The sequence below is a fragment of the Streptomyces sp. NBC_00285 genome (genome assembly GCF_036174265.1).
In the GTDB taxonomy this organism is placed as follows: Bacteria; Actinomycetota; Actinomycetes; order Streptomycetales; family Streptomycetaceae; genus Streptomyces.
In genome coordinates this window covers 4,719,299-4,740,224 of record NZ_CP108055.1, presented here as the reverse complement: position 1 = coordinate 4,740,224, position 20,926 = coordinate 4,719,299, and the positions used below count along the sequence as shown (strand labels likewise).

Annotated in this window: 16 protein-coding genes, 1 tRNA gene and 1 pseudogene; 7 read left to right on the top strand and 11 right to left on the bottom strand. The window is 66.2% G+C overall.

The annotated features are described in order from the left end of the window. Positions 1-508: 508 nt before the first annotated feature. Together OHT57_RS21775 and OHT57_RS21770 are read right to left on the bottom strand one after the other, a co-directional pair. Positions 509-1,705 (bottom strand): flotillin family protein, encoded by a 1,197-nt coding sequence (locus tag OHT57_RS21775; protein ID WP_328748143.1) that lies wholly within the window; start codon positions 1,703-1,705, stop codon positions 509-511. 11 nt (positions 1,706-1,716) lie between these two features. Continuing rightward, positions 1,717-1,968 (bottom strand): hypothetical protein, encoded by a 252-nt coding sequence (locus OHT57_RS21770; RefSeq protein ID WP_328748142.1) that lies wholly within the window; start codon positions 1,966-1,968, stop codon positions 1,717-1,719. A gap of 289 nt (positions 1,969-2,257) precedes the next feature. On the opposite strand from OHT57_RS21770, the gene OHT57_RS21765 reads away from it, so the two are divergent. Beyond that, positions 2,258-3,280: a DNA-directed RNA polymerase subunit alpha gene (locus OHT57_RS21765; protein ID WP_328748141.1), complete on the top strand. Its 1,023-nt coding sequence runs from the start codon at positions 2,258-2,260 to the stop codon at positions 3,278-3,280. A 606-nt stretch (positions 3,281-3,886) separates the two neighbouring features. Here the strand turns inward: OHT57_RS21765 and OHT57_RS21760 are convergent. Then, positions 3,887-4,333: a PIN domain-containing protein gene (locus OHT57_RS21760; RefSeq protein ID WP_328748140.1), complete on the bottom strand. Its 447-nt coding sequence runs from the start codon at positions 4,331-4,333 to the stop codon at positions 3,887-3,889. Next, entirely contained in the window at positions 4,330-4,572 is a 243-nt protein-coding gene (locus OHT57_RS21755; RefSeq protein ID WP_328748139.1) for a type II toxin-antitoxin system Phd/YefM family antitoxin, read from the bottom strand. Before OHT57_RS21755 ends, OHT57_RS21760 begins: the two co-directional genes overlap by 4 nt. 887 nt (positions 4,573-5,459) lie before the next feature. Between OHT57_RS21755 and OHT57_RS21750 the strand changes: the two genes are divergently transcribed. The 3 genes from OHT57_RS21750 to OHT57_RS21740 all read left to right on the top strand — a co-directional run bounded on the left by OHT57_RS21750 (position 5,460) and on the right by OHT57_RS21740 (position 8,231). Continuing rightward, on the top strand, positions 5,460-5,726 hold the full coding sequence (locus OHT57_RS21750) for a DUF6959 family protein (protein ID WP_328748138.1): 267 nt from the start codon (positions 5,460-5,462) through the stop codon (positions 5,724-5,726). A gap of 307 nt (positions 5,727-6,033) precedes the next feature. Next, positions 6,034-6,579, top strand: a complete 546-nt coding sequence (locus tag OHT57_RS21745; RefSeq protein WP_328748137.1) for a hypothetical protein — start codon at positions 6,034-6,036, stop codon at positions 6,577-6,579. 527 nt (positions 6,580-7,106) lie between these two features. Further along, positions 7,107-8,231: an ISAs1 family transposase gene (locus OHT57_RS21740; protein WP_328748136.1), complete on the top strand. Its 1,125-nt coding sequence runs from the start codon at positions 7,107-7,109 to the stop codon at positions 8,229-8,231. A 1,081-nt stretch (positions 8,232-9,312) separates the two neighbouring features. Here OHT57_RS21740 and OHT57_RS21735 read toward each other — a convergent pair. Beyond that, a complete protein-coding gene (locus tag OHT57_RS21735) occupies positions 9,313-9,867 on the bottom strand; it encodes a nucleotide-binding protein (protein WP_328748135.1) in 555 nt (184 codons plus the stop codon). Next, positions 9,864-11,006, bottom strand: coding sequence for a helix-turn-helix domain-containing protein (locus tag OHT57_RS21730; RefSeq protein WP_328748134.1), 1,143 nt, complete (start codon positions 11,004-11,006; stop codon positions 9,864-9,866). The genes OHT57_RS21735 and OHT57_RS21730 overlap by 4 nt, the downstream gene beginning before the upstream one ends. Positions 11,007-11,550: 544 nt before the next feature. On the opposite strand from OHT57_RS21730, the gene OHT57_RS21725 reads away from it, so the two are divergent. After that, a complete protein-coding gene (locus OHT57_RS21725; RefSeq protein WP_328748133.1) occupies positions 11,551-12,075 on the top strand; it encodes a hypothetical protein in 525 nt (174 codons plus the stop codon). A gap of 290 nt (positions 12,076-12,365) precedes the next feature. Then, a complete protein-coding gene (locus tag OHT57_RS21720) occupies positions 12,366-12,839 on the top strand; it encodes a hypothetical protein (protein ID WP_328748132.1) in 474 nt (157 codons plus the stop codon). A 385-nt stretch (positions 12,840-13,224) separates the two neighbouring features. Here the strand turns inward: OHT57_RS21720 and OHT57_RS21715 are convergent, their stop codons facing one another. Then, positions 13,225-13,626, bottom strand: coding sequence for a hypothetical protein (locus OHT57_RS21715; RefSeq protein WP_328748131.1), 402 nt, complete (start codon positions 13,624-13,626; stop codon positions 13,225-13,227). Positions 13,627-13,648: 22 nt separating this feature from the next. Then, positions 13,649-13,990, bottom strand: coding sequence for a hypothetical protein (locus OHT57_RS21710; protein WP_328753280.1), 342 nt, complete (start codon positions 13,988-13,990; stop codon positions 13,649-13,651). Here OHT57_RS21710 and OHT57_RS21705 point away from each other — a divergent pair. Continuing rightward, positions 13,960-14,796: pseudogene (locus tag OHT57_RS21705) on the top strand (tyrosine-type recombinase/integrase); the annotation flags it as partial. The gene OHT57_RS21710 and the pseudogene OHT57_RS21705 overlap by 31 nt on opposite strands. 68 nt (positions 14,797-14,864) lie before the next feature. Here the strand turns inward: OHT57_RS21705 and OHT57_RS21700 are convergent. The 3 genes from OHT57_RS21700 to OHT57_RS21690 form a co-directional block, all read right to left on the bottom strand. Further along, positions 14,865-14,940: transfer RNA gene (locus tag OHT57_RS21700), tRNA-Arg, on the bottom strand. Between the two features lie 61 nt (positions 14,941-15,001). Then, entirely contained in the window at positions 15,002-16,990 is a 1,989-nt protein-coding gene (locus OHT57_RS21695; protein ID WP_328748130.1) for a ricin-type beta-trefoil lectin domain protein, read from the bottom strand. A 521-nt stretch (positions 16,991-17,511) separates the two neighbouring features. After that, positions 17,512-20,637, bottom strand: coding sequence for a family 78 glycoside hydrolase catalytic domain (locus tag OHT57_RS21690; RefSeq protein WP_328748129.1), 3,126 nt, complete (start codon positions 20,635-20,637; stop codon positions 17,512-17,514). Positions 20,638-20,926 lie beyond the last annotated feature (289 nt).

Here is a 20,926-nt window from a genome sequence, read left to right as displayed (position 1 = left end):
CCCGTCCTGCATCTGCTCCGGCTTGGAACCCCACTGTCGAACCTCCCGGCACGCGCGCCCGCAGCCGACGCCTTTACCGAGGAACCGCTGAACCGCACTGCTGGTGGCGACCCCTGATCGCTGCGGGTCACCCGGTGCGGTCGTCAGTCCCGTCGCCGTCCTGCACCAACCCTGGCTTCGGAACTCCACCACCACACCGTCCTGCGAACTGCACTCACTGGTACTTCTGGCCGGCAGTTCGTGTCTGCCGGGCCTTGCTCGATCTCGGCTACAAGAGAAACCATAACCACATCACCGGCCAATGTCTACTGCCGCCAGGACAGATTTCCGGACTCCAGGGAGAGAGATGGTCGGTCCCGACCGGAGCAGGGGGCACGTGAGGGACCGGACGTGCCGGGCCGCGGCGGTACAGGCCTGTACGCGCCCGCCCGCTCCCACGGCCCCTGCCGCGAGCCCCCGCCCAAGGGTGATGGATGAACTCCCCACGTGAGCAGGCCTGTTGGCACCCCTAGTCGACGTCCACCCGACCGTTCTTCGGCTTCTGCTCCTCGCCGGAAGGCAGTTGGAGCAGGCTGCTGTCCTCGCTCGCCCCGGGGCGGCCGTCGGGGCGGCGGCCGTCGGAGTCCTGTCCGCCCAGGTTCTGCCGGACCGAGTCGAGGATCGTCAGCCCCTGCGACACCAGGCCCGCGGCGATCTCGCCGAGCCCGTCCGCGCCGTTGAGGACGTTGACGTTGGCACCCGCGAGGCCGCCCGCGGCCTCCTTGACGATCTGCGGGAGCTGGTCGATCAGCATCCGGTCGAGTGCGACCCGGTCGTACGAGGCCGCCGCCTCCGCCTGGATCTTCATCCGCTGCGCATCGGCGGCCGCGAGGATCCTGATCCGCTCCGCCTCGGCCTCGGCGGGCTTCACGATCTCGGCCACCAGCTGCTGCTGGCGCAGCTTGGCCTGGCGCAGGGCCAGCTCCGTCTGGGCGGCGAGCACCTCCTGCTGGGCGTCCGCCTGCGCCAGCGGCCCGGCCTGCGCGGCCTTCGCCTGGGCGCGGTCCACCTCGGCCGAGTACTCGGCCCTGACGATGGCGGTCTGCCGGGCGTATTCGGCCTGGTTGCGGGCCGCCGCCTGCTCCGCCTCGACCGAGGCCTGAGTGGCCTGCGCCTGGGCGATCTGGGCCTGCCGCTGGATGGCCGCCTTGTGCGGCGCGGACATCGCGTCGATGTAGCCGGTGTCGCCGTCGTCGATCGACTGGATCTGAAGGGAGTCGACGGTCAGGCCGATCTTCGCCATCTCGGTCTTCGAGGTGTCCAGGACCTCCGCGGCGAGCTTCTGCCGCTCGGTGACGATCTCCTCGACCGTCATCGAGCCGATGATGGCCCGCAGATGGCCGGCGAAGATCCGGCCGGTGAGCACCGACATCTGGTCCTGGTCGGAGAGAAACCGCTGACCTGCGTTGATGATGCTCTCGTGATCGTTGCCGACCTTGAAAGCGATGACCGCACGGACGTGCAACGCGATGCCCTGCCTGGTCACACAGGTCTCGGTCACCTCGGACTCACACATGGACAGGGTGAGGAACCGGACCTTGCGAAAGACCGGGAGCACGAACTTGCCGTGCCCCGTCACCACTCGAAACGGAGCGCCCCCCAGTCCCCGCCTGCCTCCCGAGATCAACATCGCCTCGTCGGGGGCGGGGACGCGGTATCCGAACATGCCTGTACTCCTCAGTCGGCGTCGGCGGTGTCGTCGCCGAGCGCGTCCAATGGATCCACCCACTCGATGACGCCGACCTCGCGGCATCCTCGTGATTCGATCACGAGCACCGTCGCGCCTGCTGACAGCGGGTTTTCCGACCAGGCGAGGAAGGTCTCCGAGCCGCCTCTGACCCGCACCAGGATCTCGCCGGGCCCCGCGGATCCGCGGGTTCCGATGAGCACCTTCCCCATGCAGCCGATCACGGCCTCGTCCTGCGGCATCACCGGCCGTCCTCCTCGCCCTGGGCCTGTGATTCCGACCATAGACCCAGTCCGGCCGTGACCCAACGGGCAGGAGGATCCGGTCCGCGCCACGGGGGCGGAAGCGCCCGCAAGCAGTGCCCCTGGGCCGCACGGAGACCGCGGGCGGGTGCGGCGCAACCGGGCCTCCGGAGACTGTGCCGGGGTGGAGGTCGGGCGGTTCGGCCTCGGCGGGGGTCCAACCGCCCGTACCCTTTGTGATGTCTACGGCGTCACATAGCGGGCGCCAAACACTGAAGGGCAATACCTCGTGCTGATCGCTCAGCGTCCCTCGTTGACCGAAGAGGTCGTCGACGAGTTCCGTTCCCGGTTCGTGATCGAGCCGCTGGAGCCGGGATTCGGTTACACCCTCGGCAACTCCCTCCGCCGTACCCTCCTGTCGTCGATTCCCGGTGCTGCTGTCACGAGCATCCGGGTCGACGGTGTCCTGCATGAGTTCACCACCGTGCCGGGCGTCAAGGAGGACGTCACCGACCTGATCCTCAACATCAAGCAGCTGGTCGTCTCCTCGGAGCACGACGAGCCCGTGGTGATGTACCTGCGCAAGCAGGGTCCGGGTCTGGTCACCGCCGCCGACATCGCGCCTCCGGCCGGTGTCGAGGTGCACAACCCCGATCTGGTTCTTGCCACGCTCAACGGCAAGGGCAAGCTGGAGATGGAACTGACGGTCGAGCGTGGCCGCGGTTATGTCTCCGCCGTGCAGAACAAGCAGGTGGGCCAGGAGATCGGCCGTATTCCGGTCGACTCCATCTACAGCCCGGTGCTCAAGGTCACGTACAAGGTCGAGGCCACGCGTGTCGAGCAGCGCACCGACTTCGACAAGCTGATCGTCGACGTCGAGACCAAGCAGGCGATGCGTCCGCGTGACGCCATGGCCTCCGCGGGCAAGACGCTGGTCGAGCTGTTCGGTCTCGCCCGTGAGCTGAACATCGACGCCGAGGGCATCGACATGGGCCCGTCCCCCACGGACGCCGCCCTTGCCGCTGACCTCGCGCTGCCGATCGAGGAGCTGGAGCTCACGGTCCGCTCCTACAACTGCCTCAAGCGTGAGGGCGTCCACTCCGTGGGCGAGCTCCTTTCACGCTCCGAGGCCGACCTCCTGGACATCCGCAACTTCGGTTCGAAGTCCATCGACGAGGTCAAGGCGAAGCTGGCCGGCCTGGGCCTTGGCCTCAAGGACAGCCCGCCCGGATTCGACCCCACGGCCGCCGCCGACGCCTTCGGCGCCGACGACAACGCGGACGCGGGTTTCGTGGAGACCGAGCAGTACTGATCGGTTGAAGCCGGGTCGCGGAGGAGCCGGGACGGCGGAAGAACCGGTGCTGAGCATCGGCCGCCGCCCCCGGCTCGCTGCGGGCTGCTGAGGCCTGTTGGGGTCGTCGAGATCTCACCAGCACAGATGCAGACGCAGACGCCCAGGCCCTCCAGGCCCTCCAGGCCTGAGCAAGAGGGCGAGGGCGCCCCGCTTTCCGTCCCCCGCAGATACGAAACAGCCCCCTTGGAGATCACTCCGAGGGGGCTGTTTCGTATCCCGATGACCGCCAGGCCCGAGGAGTGTCGGGTGATCGCCAAGGCCGCCGATCGGCTCGGGGTCATGATCCGCGAGGGTGGGTGAGAGGGAGATCCCGACCAGAGCGAGTTGTGCAGGTGCAACTCCCGCGCGCACGCATTGAGACGCGACGGACTCTTTGAGATCTGGGGAGAGTGGGAGCCCGTCGTCGACGATGACCTTCTGGAATGGCAGGAACCAGAATCGGAAGGTGACGTGGTGTGGGACATGCCACCCTTCGGCCGGACGTCCAAGGCTGATCGAACCGCTCCGGGACGGCACCACGTGACGCGGTGAGCGGGCGTCCCCGGGCAGGCAAGGCCGCCGTGACTACAGATCTTCGGGCAGGAGCCGGAATGCCGGGTGGCCGGTCAGGGGCCGCACCATGCGGAAGCGGTGGTCGGTGGTGAGCACGGCGTCGGTGCGGTAGGCGGCGGCGAGGGCGACGTTCATGGCGTCGTTGAGGCCGATGCCCTTGCCGCCATCGGCGTCCGCGTAGCTTTCGGCGACCGCGATCGCCGCGCTCAGGTGAGTGCTGACGGAGGGCACCTCGAAGCGTCGGGTTGCGACGTTACGTTCGATGAAGCGCGCCGCGATCAGGGCCTTCTGGGCTCCGGCACGGGTTGAGATCAGGTAGTCCAGTTCGGCCAGGACCATGGGAGAGATGATGAGGTGGCTGGCTGCTGCCAGGGCCTTCTTGTGTTCCTGGTGGCCGGTGAGTTTCGAGTCGAGCAGGCGGTACAGGCCGTTGGTGTCGGCGACGGCGACCAGGCTCACGCGCCCATCCCCTTGAGGGTGTTCTCGATCTCGTCGTCGGTGAGGTCGGGCAGGCCGAGGTCGGGGAGGGCCAGGTCGCCCATAGCGTCGGTTGGGTACGGGGGCACCTCGGTGTCGTTTATCGGTACGACCCGTGCGACGGGGGTGCCGTTCTTGGTGACGGTGACGGTCTCGCCGCGGGCTGCTGCGGCGAGGATCTGGGAGGACTTCTGGTTGAACTCGCGGGCCGTGGTCTCCATGTAGTACATGTTACTACCCGAGTGATGTGCATCGGCGGATACCTCCTGCACATGGAGTGCGGGCCTGAAATGCAGGACGCCGGGTGGGTGCACACCATTGCGATCGAAGCGGTGTGCACCACTTTCTCTGGAGGGTTCTCCGATACGCGTGGCCAGGTGTTTCCGCCGACGCACAACCGCCCAACATCACTGAAGCGGTCTGGACAGGGACTGCTGCGCTCGTGGTTCATGTCGTCCAGGTGGAGCGCGCCACTGCACGAACGACCTGGACGCCATGGGCCGCGTCTGCTCGGCTCTGCCTGGGTCGATGGTGGACGGGATGGAAGCTCCCCGCGCACGCCACTACGGACCCGCGGTCGCGTACGGCGCCCCCTCCATCCCGGTGTCGGCTGATCCCCCGCCGGAGGCATCGTCTTGACGGCCGGCCGCTCTATACGGTGATCGACTCATGGCTACCGGCCCTATCTACATGTGGGCGCGCGTCGGCGGCGGCAGCGCCGAGCGGGCCGAAGGCAGGAGCGCGGGCGCAGCCAGAGCCGGGGCTTGATCTATCAGCACGTGGTCAGCGGCCGTGACCGGGAGATCGCCGATCGGCTTGGCTCGATGATCCGCAAGGAACGGGGCGATGGCGACGTGGCATCGTAGTGGCATTTCTGGCACGGCCGTGATCATGGCAAAGGGCCAGTTCGAGAGGATCAAGCCTCTGAACTGGCCCTTAGCCGTGTGCCCCCGGCAGGATTCGAACCTGCGACACCCGCTTTAGGAGTTCGATCCCGCGGCTCCCATACCGCCCTCGCAGTACTGCCGGCGGAGCATGGGCGGTCACTCAAGGCCGCGGGAGTCCAACGTCGTTGATGTCAGCTGGTGATGTCAGAATGGATGGGCCGATGGAGCGTATTGAGGCGGAGCTGTTCACAGATGGTGGTAACGGCGCCGTGGTGCGCATGCCCGGCAGGCGGTTCCCCGGGGTCCTGGTGCAGGGCGACTCCCTTCGCATCCTGCGCGGTGCCGTGGCCGAGGTGGCGGAGGCATGCGAGCGAGGCGACCTGGATGAAGCTCGGGACTCCGCCGGCCTTCTTCTGGCCGACCTGGATGCTCTGTTGGCGCGGTACGAGGCTGCGTTGGAGGAGGACGAGATTCGTCGGCCGTACTGAGCTGTCGGGCCATCAGCTTGGGAAGCTGCGGGCATCGAGGACCTGTTGCCGACGCTGGCCTGCTCAAGCGGCCGGTTCGCGGCCTCTGCCCGACCGGCCGCTTTCACCGTGATTCCCCGCTGTTCCCCGCTCGATCTGGTGCGCTTGTGGTGCAGTGCTCAGGGCACGTTGTCACCAGGTTGCCGGTCTTGGCCGAGTCCTCTGTCGTTCCTGTTGGCTGCGTACCGACCGGTGGAGATCGATCTTTCCGCAGGGGCAGTCGGGTCAGTACTGTCCCCACTAGCGTCTATCTGATCGGCAGGGGCACATGTCAGGAGAGCTGTTCACCTTGATGGGTGTGCTCGTCGGCGCAGCTGCTTCCTACGTCGGCGGAGCGTTGATGGAGAGGGCACGGTGGAGCCGCCAACTCTCAACGAGGTGGGACGAACGCCGTTTGGAGGCTTACCTCCGATACGCCGACTCCATCAAGAGGTTCACGTCGGTGGCCGGCCGCCTGGCAGCAGGTAAAGGGCTCTTCGACTTGCCCCAACCACTTGCCCAGGACGTCGGCTTGGAGCGCTTGGCTGAGGCTGAACTGGAGCGTGGGTACGCCTTCGAGGCGGTCCTCCTCATGGGAGACGCCGAGACCATCTCGGCAGCAAGGACGCTGCAACGCCATGCGTGGGTCCTGGAGCAGTTCGTTCGTGAGATGCGCTCCGGTACGGCGGAAGACTGGACGCGGGCGTTCAGACAGTTTCAGGAGAAGCGCGACGAGTACTACATCGCGGCGCGCAAGAGCCTGGGCGTGTACGCAGCGTTTCGGCTGCGAGCCGAAGACCCGGTCATCCTCGGACAGGACCCTCGCCAGCTGTAGAGCAACCGAGGCGCAACGAGGATGGACTTGATCGCCCACACGCTTTCCAACTGTGGTGGTTGGGCTTGCGCCTTCGGACGGGGCCGTTCACCTGCGTTCATGGGCGTTCGACTGTGGGCGCGGCTACCGGCTTCGGTCTGGTCTGAATGGCGTTGAACGCTGCTGAATGAGACGGAAACTGATTCGGGCGTTGCCGTACTGCCGCTACAGGCCGTCTTTCAACACCGCGTATGCTCGCTCGACTTCACCCAGGTACTGCTCCAGGCGGAAGCGAATCTCCTCGATGGGCCTGCCATCAGGGCCCGGGTACATCAGGTCTGACCAGATGACCGTCTGGCCCCGGAGCCTGACCTGGATGGTCAGCCCGCCCGGCCCTGGCTCGGGCTGCTCCCAGGGCCCCGGCAAAGTTGTTCTGTAGCCCTGTGACGTGGGGTTTTGCAGATAGAAGAGGTGCGCGGGCGTGTTCCGGTCCGGTTGGATGGAGGTTCCTACGCCTTACCGTCCGACCTGGGGATCACGCCCGCGCCATGTCATCGTCTCTCATTCCCGCGCCTGTTCGCACGCCCGTCCCGGATCATGAGCTCCTGGCCGAACTGCTCGCCGGGATACCTGATCCGCGCCGTCGGCGCGGTGTGCGGCATCCGGTGGGCGCTCTGATCGCGGTGGCGGTGTGCGCGGTACTGGCCGGGGCACGGGGGTTCACGGCGATCGGGGAGTGGGCCCGGGACGCAGGAAGTGCCGCGCTGGAACGGTTGGGCCTGGAGCGGGGCCGGGTGGATGAGTCGACGCTGCGGCGCCTGTTCGCCCGCCTCGACGCGGACCGTCTCGACGCGGCGCTGGGTGCCTGGGCACTGGCCAGGACAGCACTCGTCGAGGGCCGCAGGGTGATCGCGATCGACGGCAAGACGCTCCGCGGCGCACGCGGCGCCGGTTCTTCGGCCCCGCACCTCGTCGCTGCCCTCGCTCATGGGTCCGGGGCGGTGCTCGGCCAGGTCGCGGTGGGTGAGAAGAGCAACGAGATCCCCGCTGCCCGGGAGCTGCTTCAGCTCCTCGACCTGGACGGCGTGGTCGTCACGATGGACGCGCTGCACACTCAGCACGACACCGCGACCCTGGTGACCGGGGCCGGTGGTGACTACGTGCTGACCGTGAAGGCCAATCAGAAGTCGTTGTATGCGCAGCTCAAGACGCTTCCCTGGGCTTCGATACCCGCCGTCACCAAGACGGTTCGGGGACACGGACGTCGTGCCACCCGCACGATCAAGACCGTCGACGTGCCGGCATGGGTCGAGTTCAGCGGAGCCATGCAGGTCGCCCAGCTGCGGCGCACCGTCACCAGGAAGGGCCGACGGACCGTCGAGATCGTCTACCTGGTCACCAGCGCGGACGCCGCCACCGCACCGCCTGTGATCCTGGCCGCATGGGTGCAGTCGCACTGGGAGATCGAAAATCGCCTGCACTGGGTCCGCGATGTCACCTTCGACGAGGACCGCTCCCAGATCCGCACCGGCAACGCACCCCGTGTCATGGCGGGCCTACGCAACACCGCGATCACCCTGCTCCGTCTGGACGGACACCGCAACATCGCCGCCGCCCTACGGCATCACGCCCGCGACACCGACCGCCCCATCAACCTGCTCCTGGCAGCGTGATCAACTTTGCCGGGGCCCTGGGGCTGCTCCTGGGTTGCCACATCCACTGTGCGCGGCATATCCGTCGGATAGAGCGGTCCTCCTGGGCGGAGAAGTCGGCTCGGGCTGAGGCCGGCCATTCTGCTGTCGCTGCGCGTGACCACGTCGAGCCCATCGACGAAGAGGTACGTGTGAACGGCAGCGCACGTTGGCAGGCCAGGACATGCGCTGATGAGCAGTGTGCTCACTGCATCATCGCTTCGCTCATCGTGCACGGTGGCCCTCACCTCGTGCGGGGATCTACGCGGCATCCGCCTGATATGACGTCATGATCCGATGCTAGCGGCCACGCGGACGTAGGTTCGTGTTGATATCAGTGACGGAGCCACCAACTTTGGTGCCCTTACGGGACTTCAGCTTGGGAAGCTCGGGTCTCTGGCGATGGTTGCTGAGCTGACCAGCGGCGGAGCAGCGGTGGAATCCTGGTCGCACCCTGGGCAAGTACCCGCTGTTCTCCGTGGTTCCCCGTAGGATCTGGCACACGAATGGCACGGTCCCTTTGCCTCGAACGTCCTGCGGTGGAGCTGGGCCCCCAGAGTGTCTGAGCCTCAGCCGACGACAGTCAGCCACGACGGCGGGCGCGCCGATCGGCCACACGCGCGTATGCCTCGCCGCACCCCCGCCGGCCTCAGCGAGGCTGTCATGCCGTCGGCCAGAGTGAGCCGCGCTGGCGGAAGCGTTGAAGTGAGGCCTTGGGTGATGACCTCTTCGTCCCGAAGTAACTGGGGTGGGGGTGCCGCCTTGGGCCCGTGCGGCTCTCAACTGCGATGATGGTCCGCAGACGTTCGCGCATGTTCGCCGTCGTTCGTCGGCGTTGTCACGCAGTTAGACACTCATACCGTCGGTGCCGCCAGAGATCTTGCGTGCCAACTCCTCGATGGCCTGAGGCGCGACACGTCGGGGCCCTCGTCTTGCAGCACTTCGGCAAGTGGGCTACGGACGGCCACGGATGACTGCCCCGCATGTGGAGTTCGGGTCGAGTCAAATGCCCGCTCGATCTTCGTAAGGCGCGCCGCCGCAATTTGCATTACGGAAGGTATTTTCAGAGGTCTTCGTAATCCAGAAGCCCATTTTCCAGAACGTGTCGACGAAAACCTCCTGGACCAAAAGGCAAGTAGTAGTCGCCCTCCAAGAGATTATCGGCAAGCTGTTCGACCATCACCGTCGTAAGTTTCTGTGCGCGAATCGCCTCACATAGCATCGGTACGGTCGCTGTGACCTTCAGCCCTTCTTCTTCCGCGATCTGGCGTGGCGTGGCGTCATCTAGCACGAGTTCGCAACCGTAGATTTTTCCCATAGCGAGAACTCCGCATTCGCCAATATTTTTACCGTCCACGACGAGTCGGTCGCGATACTGGGAGAATGCTTCTGCGTACTCAAAGGATGTTGATCGATAAACGCTGATCCATTCAGCCTCGAGTGCCTGGCGTACAGCTGGCACAAGATTAAAGGCGTCATTGAGTTCGCGTTCAACGCTGTCAGGAATGTACACTCTTCGCTCTCCTGCGAGAAATCGCAGAACAGCGAGCCAGCCTTCTGTGGCAAAATGCCGCAACGGTCCGGTGTCAAAAACCAAAGCGTCGTCGGGAATTGTCACGATACGAAGTTCCAGATTTCATCGGGCCGTCGCACTCGAATGGGCGGCAGATCCGTCTCGTCGAAAGTCCCTTGAAGCAGCTCGAGGGCACGGTCGCGACTAATTCTCTCGTCGCGTACGAGTTGCAAAACTGCACGCGCAAAATTTCTGGGCATCGTTGTCCCGTCTAGTTCCGCGAGGGGGACATAGATGTTCATCTCAACCATGTCGGCCTGGGTTGTGCGAAACCCGCGTACTGAAGCGATTGTGTCACTGTCTGCGAGACCTAGTTCATTCAGTCGCGTAGCTAGAGTAGCCATGTCGACGCGAAATTTACTGGCCAACTGAATTGCCGCACCGCGCTCTTCGTGCAGATCGACCTTCTCTTGCCATTCACTGCTGACCACATCCTTGGGTAGCAATAGCGCGCGTGCAAAACGGTCAAGACGTGACTCCATCGGGACGGCGCTATCAGAATGTGCGGCCACTCGCCAGTCAACCGTGTATTCATCCGAAACCAGGTAGTGACCGATTTCGTGCGCAAGCGCAAGCCGTCGGCGGCCTACTTTCATGTGACTGTTTACGAGACTGACGCCTCCGCGACGCAACAAGATCGTCCCTGCGTCAGCAGTGTCCTTGCCAATGTCACGAGAGAACGCCAGGAGCCCGATGCTGGCAGCCTTGTCGGAGAGTTGGTAGATCGGTTCGTCTGCCGAAAGTCGCATGAGCGCACGTGCGCTCACGGCAAGTTCCTCGGCTTCGGCGTTAGACGACGGCGGGGTGATCCCAGCTTGCGCGACTACGTCGGCAGCCTCAAGGCCTAGCTCACGGCCTTCCAACTTGGCGATGAACTCGACCTCGCTGGCCAGTTTTGCGAGTAGCGCATCGATCTGCGAGTCGACGGTATCTACGCCTTGACTTGACCTGTGAGAGACAAGTGCTGGAGTAGGCTCCTCAAAGAATGTGGACATGCGAACGCCAAGCGCAGCAGCAATGTCGGACAGCTCTAGCGCCGTGACCCTGCGAATGCCTGCTTCGACCTTGTTCACCATTGTGCGCTCAAGGCCCACAGCCCGGCCGAGGTCTTCCTGGCTCATGTCTACGCGCTTGCGGGCATCTCTGATGCGCTCACCAAGCATGCGTGCGTCGATGTCAGCCATGCGTGCGATTCTCGCACGTGGCGCGCTAGGTGTCGAGCCACCAGTCGGTCGAGGCCACGGCTGGCCCTGGCAGATGGTCTCAAGCAGGGCGAGCCGATTTGGCCGACGCAGGGAAGCCGGATCACCATTCCGGTTGCCCTGCTGATCGTCTTCGATGTCAGCGTCCACCGCTGGCGGCGTCGCACCTGACGCTCAAGAGACGGAACCTGCCAAAAGGGGCCCCGCGAGGTGTACCCATACCACCTCAGCCGCGCTGTCCGAGCCGTCTACCAGGGCGACCGCGGCACTGGCGGATCAACTGGGAAGCTCGGCAGAAAATCGCAAATATGTTCCCATTGCGCCGCGTGAGATCTAGGTGCACTCTGAGAGGCTTTGCTCTGCGTCCATGAGCGCAGGCGGAGTTAGTTGAGCGTATTCGATCAATGAGCGGATCGGTAATCGCTAGGGCCTGATCGGGTGCGCGCTACTAGCATTTCGATCACTGCACGGTGCCTGTGTGGTGACCGTGGACGTGATGTAGATGTAGGTTCCGGGAGGGGAGCGAATGAGCGATCCAGAGATCGGTGCAATGTCCGCGATTACTGGCGCCCTTAACGATCTTGAAGAGGGTGCCCAAGGGAGAGTGCTGCGCTGGGCTGCTGAGCGCTATGGCGTAGTGCTCAGCAGCCCAGCTGCTAGAAACGGAGCCAAGGGCGCGAGTGAGGTTGAGGAGAAGGCCGGCGAAGTCAGCGACGAGGAGATCTCTGCCGAGGCGCCAAAATTCGAGCATTTCGCCGAACTGTTCCACGCCGCAGCTCCCAAGACTGACGTTGACAGGGCTCTCGTAGCTGGATACTGGTTCCAGGCAATTCAAGGGGACCCCTCCTTCCAGTCGGCAGATCTGAACAAGGAGTTGAAGAACCTCGGGCACGCCCTGAAGAACGTCACGGACTCTCTCAAGGGCAATCAAGACAAGAAGCCTGCGCGAGTCATTCAGCTGCGAAAGACCGGGAACTCTCGTCAGGCGCGCAAGCTTTACAAGCTGACGCATGAAGGATTGGTTTACGTCCAGGGGCTGATTGCGAGCTGAGTTTCAACGTGACACCCGGCGAAGCCCTTACGGCTCTACCAGACGGACTACGGGACGACATCGTTAACGCCTTCAACCGAATCGTAAGCAACTATCGAGAGCATCGGTGGGAGCCGGCGGAGTTGAATGGTGGAAAGCTTTGCGAGGGAATTTACACTGCCATTACGGGGTACGCTGACGGTCATTATGCGGAGCGTTCATCGAAACCCCGTGACATGGTCCGTGCTTGTCGTGAGCTTGAGCAGAGACCTTCCTCTGTGTCGCGGTCAATCAAAGTCCAGATTCCTCGCATGCTCCTGGCCCTCTATGAGATTCGAAACAATCGCGGTGTCGGCCACGCTGGTGGGGACATCGACCCGAATCTGATGGATGCGACAGCAGTCCTTTATATGAGCAAGTGGCTCATGGGTGAACTTGTGAGGGTTTTCCACGACCTCACTGTCGAGCAGGCGTCCTCGCTGGTTGAGAGCCTAGTAGAGCGCGAGGTTCCTCAAGTTTGGGCTGAGGGAAGCAGGAAAAGAGTTCTAAGCCCCGGGCTGACCTGGAAGCAGAAAACACTTCTTCTGCTCCTAAGTGAAAATGGCCCAGTGCGGGAGAGTGATCTCGTTAAATGGCTGGAGCATCCTAATGTTGCGCGCTTTAGGAGAGATGTTCTCCGTCCAGCTCATAAGGAAAGCCTGATTGATTACGAAGAAGATAGGCTTACGGTTCGTCTACTTCCTCCAGGTGTACTTCAAGCAGAGGATCTAGTCAGGCCCGTATGATGGCAGAGGCGCCTATCAGATAAGGTCGGCGGAGCGGCTTAGGCGCGAGTGATCATGGCCCCGTAAGCTTGCGGCGCGTCGGGCGGTCTGTGGACCTGCCCGGTAAAGCACGACGTTGGGGCCATGATCTTCGAGGCTCGCGCCAAAGTGGCTCCGTAAAGCAGTGGAGTCGACCGCCCCAGCCACGACGTACCCCTTCTCTGGCATCAGGCGGCTGCATGCTGTGTGCGCGGCACGGCCCCCGGCCGGGCTGGAGCGGGGCGGAGACAGGAGCGCAGGCCCGGCCGGGGGCCGGGAGGCGCGCGGGGAGCGGAGCGAGCCGCCTTGAACCAGTAGAGAAAGTTGTAACTCAGTCGGGTGTGTGGGCTTGTTGGGTCTTCCTCGGTCAGTGCCTTTTGGGCTTGGCATCGTCCTGGCTCTGGTGGGCAGTGCCTCGGAACTCGTCCAGGAGATCGAAGAACATTTCTATGGCAGGCACGTCGGTCTGCTCTGCCCTGCGCTCGATCTCGACCGCCCAACCCAGCGAGCTGGGGTATGCCATGCCTAGGCGGTTCCACAGCCACTGAGCGAATGGCCCTTGGCTCCCGGCGCGAAGGTTGCAGTTCTCGTTGATGCCATGGACGCCAAGGGCCGCTGTGTAACCCATCAGCATGGACTCCAGGTGCAGGAGCGACCGGCCTCGCACCCACATGCCCGGACGACGCCTGACTTCGTCCAGGAAGTCGTACATATCTTCCAGCTCGTTCAGCTGTCTGGGCCTCCGCGTGGCCTTCCCCGTGTCTGCCATAGGGCCACGCTAATGGAGGACGTCACGGCTGATGGCTGTGCTGGAGGGGCTTGTAGTCGTACGCACACGCCGGAAGTTGGGAGCCCTGCCGGTGTGCCAGCGGTAGGAAGACCACGGGGCGGATTGTCCAGGTGATACGGGTGGTGAAGAAGTTGACTGACACGGTGCAGGGGTCGGAGCGTAGGAGGGCTCGTCGTGTTTTGATGCGGCCGTCATACAGCCACTGCCATGCCTGCTGGGATGCTTCCGGGTCGCAGGCCGGCGAGATGGTGCGGAGTGCGACAGCAACCCAGCGGTCGGCCTGGGGTGCCGTGTAGGCGTCGAAGGATGCCCGTGCCCATGCTCGGATCCAAGCGGCTCGAATCCCTCGGTGTCGTCGACGTCCGGCGCTTCCTGACCCAGCTGGAGAACAGGACGACAGCGGCCACGGCCAAAGAATCGCACCGGGTGCTGCGTACGGCCCTGTCCGCTGCCTGCCGGGAAGAGCTGATTGCACGGAACGTTGCGGGCCTTGTCGAGCCGCCCCGGGCCTCCTCGCGCGAGCTGAGTCCCTGGACGCTCGACGAGACCTTGGACTTCCTCGCCGCCTCCCGGAAGGACCCGTTGTACGCGGCCTTCGTTCTCGCCATCGCCATGGGGCTGCGCCGGGGTGAACTCGTCGGGTTGCGCTGGAACGACGTGGACCTGGACAAGCGCGTCCTGTACGTCCGCCAGCAGACGCAGCGACGGAGTGGGGTCCTCTATGACGACGACACCAAGAACCGCCGCAACCGTGCCCTTCCGCTCCCGGCCATGTGCATCGCTCCGCTGCGCTGGCACCGGATGCGGCAGGTGGCTGCCAAGCAGCGTGCGGGGGAGTCGTGGGATGACGGCGGCTACGTCTTCGCCACCCGGAACGGCCGCCCGGTCGAGCCGCGCAACGTGTACCGCTCCTTCACCCGGGTCGCCCAGTCCGCCGGCCTCCGCGTGATCCGGCTGCACGATGCCCGGCACGGGTGCGCCACCCTCCTCACCGCTGCCGGGGTGGCTCCCCGCGTCGTGATGGAGATCCTCGGGCACAGCCAGATCAGCATCACCATGGACGTGTACACGCACGTCGTGCAGGACACCCAGCGGAAGGCCATCAGTCACATGGATCGGCTGCTCAAGAGGCGTCCCGGTCGTCCGTGACCGTACCCGTTGATGTCAAAAGTGGATGTCAAAGGCCCCGGACCATGATCGGTCCGGGGCCTTTTGGCTGGTGCCCCCGGCAGGATTCGAACCTGCGACACCCGCTTTAGGAGAGCGGTGCTCTATCCCCTGAGCTACGAAGGCCAGCGACGTCTGACAGCGTAGCTGATTCGGCCCTCGGTGTTCTTCCGGGTTGGGTGGTGCCTCAGGCGGTGGTCCACTTCTGGTTGGTCTGGCCGTTGCAGGTCCACAGGATGAGCTTGGTGCCGTTGGCGGTCGCTGCCTCCGTGGCGTCCAGGCAGAGGCCCGAGAGGTCGTTGGTGACGGTGCCGTCGGTGTTGAGGGTCCACTTCTGGTTGGTGCCGCCGGTGCAGTCCCAGATGATGACCTTCGTGCCGTTCGTGGTGCCGCTGTTGTCGGCGTCGAGGCACTTGTTGCCGTAGACGACGAGTTCCCCGCGCGTGGTGTGCGTGAAGGTCTCGTTCTGGCCGCCTCCGCAGTCCCACAGCTGCGCCTGGGTGGCGTCGGTGATGGTGTTCTTGGCGAGGTCCACGCAGCGGCCGGAGGCGGTGCCGACCAGTGCGGTGCCGTTCGTTCCCGGGATGCTCTGGACGCGGATCGCGTCGATGTCGGGGGCCGTGGCGCCGGAGACGGCGGCGAAGCGCACCGTGTTCGTGCCCTTGGCCAGGTGGACCAGCACGGAGACCGTCCGGTAGGTGGTCGCCGAGCCGGTGGGCGGGAAGGAGACGACGGAGGCGTACTGGCCGTTGACCTGGACGGTGGCCTTGCGGGCCGTGGTCGCGTCGTTGGCGTAGGTGATGTCCACCAGTTCGGTGCCCGCGGCCGACGTGGTCACGCCGGTGAAGGACGGGGTGGTGGCCGTGGTCGTGTCCTCGTACGTCGCGCCGGCGGCCTCCGTGCCGGAGACGGTCAACAGGACGGCGTCGCCCGCGGGGACGCTCGTCGTGTACCCGGTGGTGGAGGAGCCGGCGTTGGTGCCCGTCCACACGTTGCGCACGGACGCGGTGGCCGAGGTGAGACCGAGGTCGGCCCAGCGGACCGTCATGGACGCGGCCGACGAGGTGCGGTTGAGGAGCAGGACCGCGCGCTTGCCCGTGCCGGCGAGGACCTTGCCGTAGACCTGCAGATTCCGGCTGTCCTCGGCGACCTTGACGCCCTGGAGTCCTCGCGGGTCCTGGTCGATGGCGATCATTTCGCGGTTGGTGAGGATGTCCCGGGTGGTGGTGCTCATCGTGGCCAGGTTGTTGCCGGCCAGCAGCGGGGCGCCGGAGATCGCCCACAGGCCCATGTGGAGGCGGTTCTGGGCGGCGGTCAGGCCGCTCATGCCGGTCATCAGCATGTCGGGGTCGTTGTAGTAGCCGGTGTGCTGGGCGGCCGGGTGCAGGGCCCGGTCGAAGTTGGTGAGCATCTTGGCCGTGGTGGCGGTCTGGCCCCACAGGATGACGTCGGTGCTGGTGCGCCACAGGTCGCCGTAGCCGGTCGCCCAGTTCCAGGGCAGTCCGGTGCCCCACTCGCAGAAGGAGAGGACGAGCTTGTGCCCGGTTGCGGCGGTCGCGGCCTCGTTCGCGGCGGCGATCTGCTTGTACTGGGTCTCCGGGTCCAGGCCCTCCACCTGGCCGCCGCACCAGTCGATCTTGACGTAGTCGAAGCCCCAGCGCTGGAAGGTCTCCAGGTCCTGCTGGTAGTGGCCCTCCATACCGGTGTTGGGGGCGGCGGCCCGGGTGGTGGGGTAGTAGTAGCCGCAGCCCTGCTTGCCGGCGTCGGTGTAGATGCCGGCCTTCAGGCCCTTGCTGTGGATGTAGTCGGCGACGGCCTTCATGCCGCTCGGCCACAGGTCCGCGTCGACGGCTATGGACCCGTCGGAGTTGCGGTCGCCCTGCCACCAGCCGTCGTCCAGGTTGACGTAGTTGTAGCCGGCGGCCGCCATGCCCGAGGAGACCAGTGCGTCGGTCTGCTGCTTGATGACGTCGGAGTCGATGCTGCTGGCGAAGCTGTTCCAGGACGCCCAGCCCATCGACGGCGGGGTCACGGCCGCCTGGGTGGTGCTGACCGCGGCCGGTTCGGCGGCCAGGGATGCCGACGGCTCATGGCTGCCCAGGGCCGCCCAGCCGGTCAGGCCGAGTGCGAGGGCCAGGATGCGGGTGGCGAGTCTTCGGGTGAAGGTGTGCGGCATGCGGGTCTCCTGTCGGGGCGTGCTCAAGCGGTCGGGGGAGGGGAGTGCCGGAGTCGGGAGCCCGGCTCAAGGGGTCGGGAGCCTGGCTCAAGGGGTCGGGAGCCCGGCTCACGGGGTGGAGGGAACCGTGCTCAACAGGTCGAGGGGAACGTGCTCAAGAGGTCGGACACGCGGCACGCGGCAGCGCCCGCCTGCTTCGTCCACGAACATCGATCGGCCGGCACCGGCACTGCACCGGCACCGCACCGTCACCGGTGCTGACGCGGTCGTCGACCGGTTGCCGGCGTTGCGGCGGTGAGCGGGATCGGCAGGGAGCGGCGCGCGGCGGGCAGGAAGGGCATGGGTGCGGCTCGTCCTTGTCGGGTGGAGGGAGGGAGCGGCTCTTCACCACATCCGATCGATATACCGAACGGCGTTCGTGATGTCGGAGGGACCGTAGGAGGCGCGGACCACGACCGTCAATACCCGTGCTCCTACGGTCTTTTGAAGCCGGCCCCGGGCTGGAACCCGGGGCTCCGCCGTCAGGGACGCGTGCGTTCCACCTTCGTTGTGCCGGACCCCACGGGCCCGATCCGCAGCACCGTCCCGGTGAGGTCGCTGACCACCTTGACCGGCACCCGGCCACCACCGGGTGCCGTCACCCGGTACTTCGCCTGGTCCGCGGCACCGATCTCCACCTCCAGCACCGCCCGGGAGTTCGGCGGCACCGTCACCTGTGTCGTGTGGGCGGTGTCCGAGCGCCGTACGGCGACCTTCACCGGGCCGCGCACCGACGGCACCGTCCCCGCCGCCTCCGTCAGGGCGCCGGTCCTCGGGCGGATCAGGAACTCCGCCGCGCCCGGGGTGCTCACCTGGACGCCGAGCACGTGCCGGGGGATCGCGTTGGCCGGGGCGGACGCCCAGGCGTGGGAGAACGTCGTGTTGGACTTCAGCGCGGGATCCCAGGCCTCCGTCACGATGGTGGCCTGCAGTGAATCCAGCATGTGCAGCCACGAGTTGGTGGCCGTCGAGGTGAGCAGCGCGAGCGCGGCGTCGGCGCGGCCGAGCCGGAAGAGGGCGTCGAGGAGGAACTGCGCCCCGTACACACTCACCCGCATGCCGCCCGCGGCCAGGGTGTCGCCGAGCCGGGTCCGTACGTCGGCGTCCAGGGCGTCCGCGATGCCGAGCGCGACCGGGAAGGCGGTGGCGTGCTGGGCGCTGTGGGTGGTGCCCTCGCCGTCGAGGAACGCCCCCGCCGTGCTGTCGAGCAGCGTGGCCCGCATGGCGGCGGCGAGAGTGTCGGCGCGCGTGCGCAGAGCCGTCGCGTCGGTGGACCTGTCCAGTGCCTCGGCGCACTTGGCGAGCGCGTCGAAGGCCGCGTACTGGAAGGCGTTGACGACGGTGTTGACGTTGGTGAAGACGTATCCGTCGCGGCTCGCGACCGGCCAGTCGACGAGGTCGCCCAGGTCCTGGCTGCTGCTGCCCGGCGCCTTTTTCACCAGGCCCCGGGAGTCCAGGTGGGAGGTGAGGTTCTTCGCGGCCAACAGGTCGTAGTCCTTGGCGAGTTGGCGGTCGTCGCCGGTGGCGAGGTAGTCCTCCCATGCGGACAGCGCGCACATCAGCCGGTACTCGGTGGGCCAGGTGCCCTTGCGGACCAGGTAGTCGTTGGACCAGCGGGCCAGCGCGTAGGAGCGCTGGACGCCGTACTCGGAGAGCTGGTTGATCAGCGCGTCGCCCTCGTAGGGGCCGCGCTCCCGGGTCGGCGTGTCCTGGTAGAGGTCGCCGCGGGTGGCCTCGATGGAGTAGCGGCACAGCTCCCAGACCCGGTCCAGCGCGGGGTCGGAACTGTGGAAGGACACCTCCTCGGAGTCCCAGTCGAGCTTCCACGCCCGCCCGGTGACCACGGCCCCCGACAGATCCAGCGAGGTCCGCAACTCCGCCCAGCGGAAGCCGCGGTAACCCCAGTGCTCGAAGCGCTGTTCGCCGTCGCGCAGGGTCCACACCTCGCGGTAGGTGTTGGTGGCGCGCAGCTGGTACTTGACCGTGCCGTCGGAGTTCAGCTCCTCGCCGAGGCGTACCTCGACGGTGTCGCCCGCGCTGCCCGTGACCGCCAGCGCCAGCCCGCCGACGATCTCCCGGCCGAGGTCCACCAGCCAGCGGCCGTCGGCGACCTTCGTGACGGAGGCCGGCGTGACGTCGTGCAGTCGTACGGGCTCGATCGGGGCGGGCACGAGGGAGCTGATCGCCGTACGGACGACCGGGGTGAGCCAGTCGCCGTCGTCGAAGCCGGGCAGAGTCCAGCCGACGGGCTCCTGGCGCAGGTCCCAGTACTCCTGCGGGGCGCTGTAGTAGCTGCTGCCCGCGCTGCCCTTCGACGGCAGCAGCCCGGCCTGGCGGCGCGCCTTCCAGTGGTCCCCCGAGGAGACGGTCGTACGGCTGCCGTCGGTGTACGTGATCTCCAGCTGGGCCAGGAACCTCTGTTCCGAGGTGGTCCAGCACAGGGCGGCCAGCGCGTTGGTGTCCTGAAGGGTGGAGGTGAGGTCGAACGCCTGGTACGCCGTCCCGGTGCCCGACCGCACCGACGCGTACCCGACCACCGAGCCGTTGCTCCACACCTTGGCCACGTACTGGCGGGCCGGGTCCGGCGAGGTGGCGGCGACATACAGGACCGCCGCGGCCACCTTCTTGCCCGCGTCCGTGGCGTACTCGTGCCGCAGCAGCGCCCAGGTGTCGTCGGCGCCGTAGGAGGAGAGCGAGGAGGCGCCGGTGGGGAAGGCGAGCGTGCCGCCGGAGACGGTGCCGGCCGCGAAGGTGCCCTTGTCGGAGGTGAAGTCGTCGTCGAGGAGGACGGTCCCGTCGGCGGCGGTGAACGTGACCCGGTCGTATACCTGCGACTCGGTGAGGCCGTTGCGCAGGCCGATGTTGCCGGAGGCGTAGCGGGAGTCGGTCGTGGTGTCGACGGTGGTGCTGTTCACGGTGGTGGTGAAGGTGGAGCCCGCCATGGTGACCGTGAGGTCCAGCCACTCGCCGGCGGTGACGGCGGACGGCAGCTTGACCTCGCCGAGGACGGTGTAGGTGCCGTTGACGCAGACATGCTTGCGCAGGACGCCGGGGCTGCCGGTGCGCAGCTGCCACAGGTAGTTGTTGGAGGTGTTCGTGGCCCGGAACCACACTCCGGCGGCCACGGTGGTGATCTTCACGCGCGCGGTGAGCGTGCCGTCGGTCATCACCGGCCCGGCCGGCACCCAGATCGGCTCGGCCTCCCACTGGTCCTCGACCGAGGTGGCCAGCAGGGTGGGCTCCGACCACGCGGACCGCTTCTCGCCCCAGCTCGCCACCCGCCACCAGTAGGCGGTACGAGGCTGGAGCGACGGCCCTTCGTACGGTACGGCGACGGAGGCGGCGGACTTCCGCCGCCCCGAGTCCCAGACGAGCCGGCCGCGCTCGAAGCCGCCCGGGGTGGCCGCCACCTGGAGCTGGTAGGCCCGCTGGAGGGTGCCGGCGCCGGAGTCGGGGACCTGCCAGGTGAACCGGGGCTGCTGTCCCGCGGTGGTGCCCAGTGCCTGCGGGAGCAGGTCGGTGAGCGTTCCGGTCGGCGCGAGCGGCTCGCCGGGGGCTAGGCCGGGGCCCGGCGCGTCGGCCGCGAGGGCGCGGGGGCCGGTCAGCATGACCGAGGCGGTCGTGACGCCACCGAGGTGGAGAAGTCTTCGACGTGACAGGTCCCAGGACATGGCGCGGCCTCGGCTCGTGAAAGGTTTCAACGGGATTGCCCGGAGGTTAGGGTTCCGGGTCGCGGCGGTCAATGTCTTGACGGAAATTCACAGCTGCCGCGTGTGAGTGAAACGTTTTAAGCTGGTTCCTCGGAGCTGAGCTTCGTGAGGTCGGGGTGGCTGTAGGAGTGGCGTCGGGGTCCACGTCGGTGGCCGCCGTGCCGTCGGGCAGGTGGTGGGCGTCGGT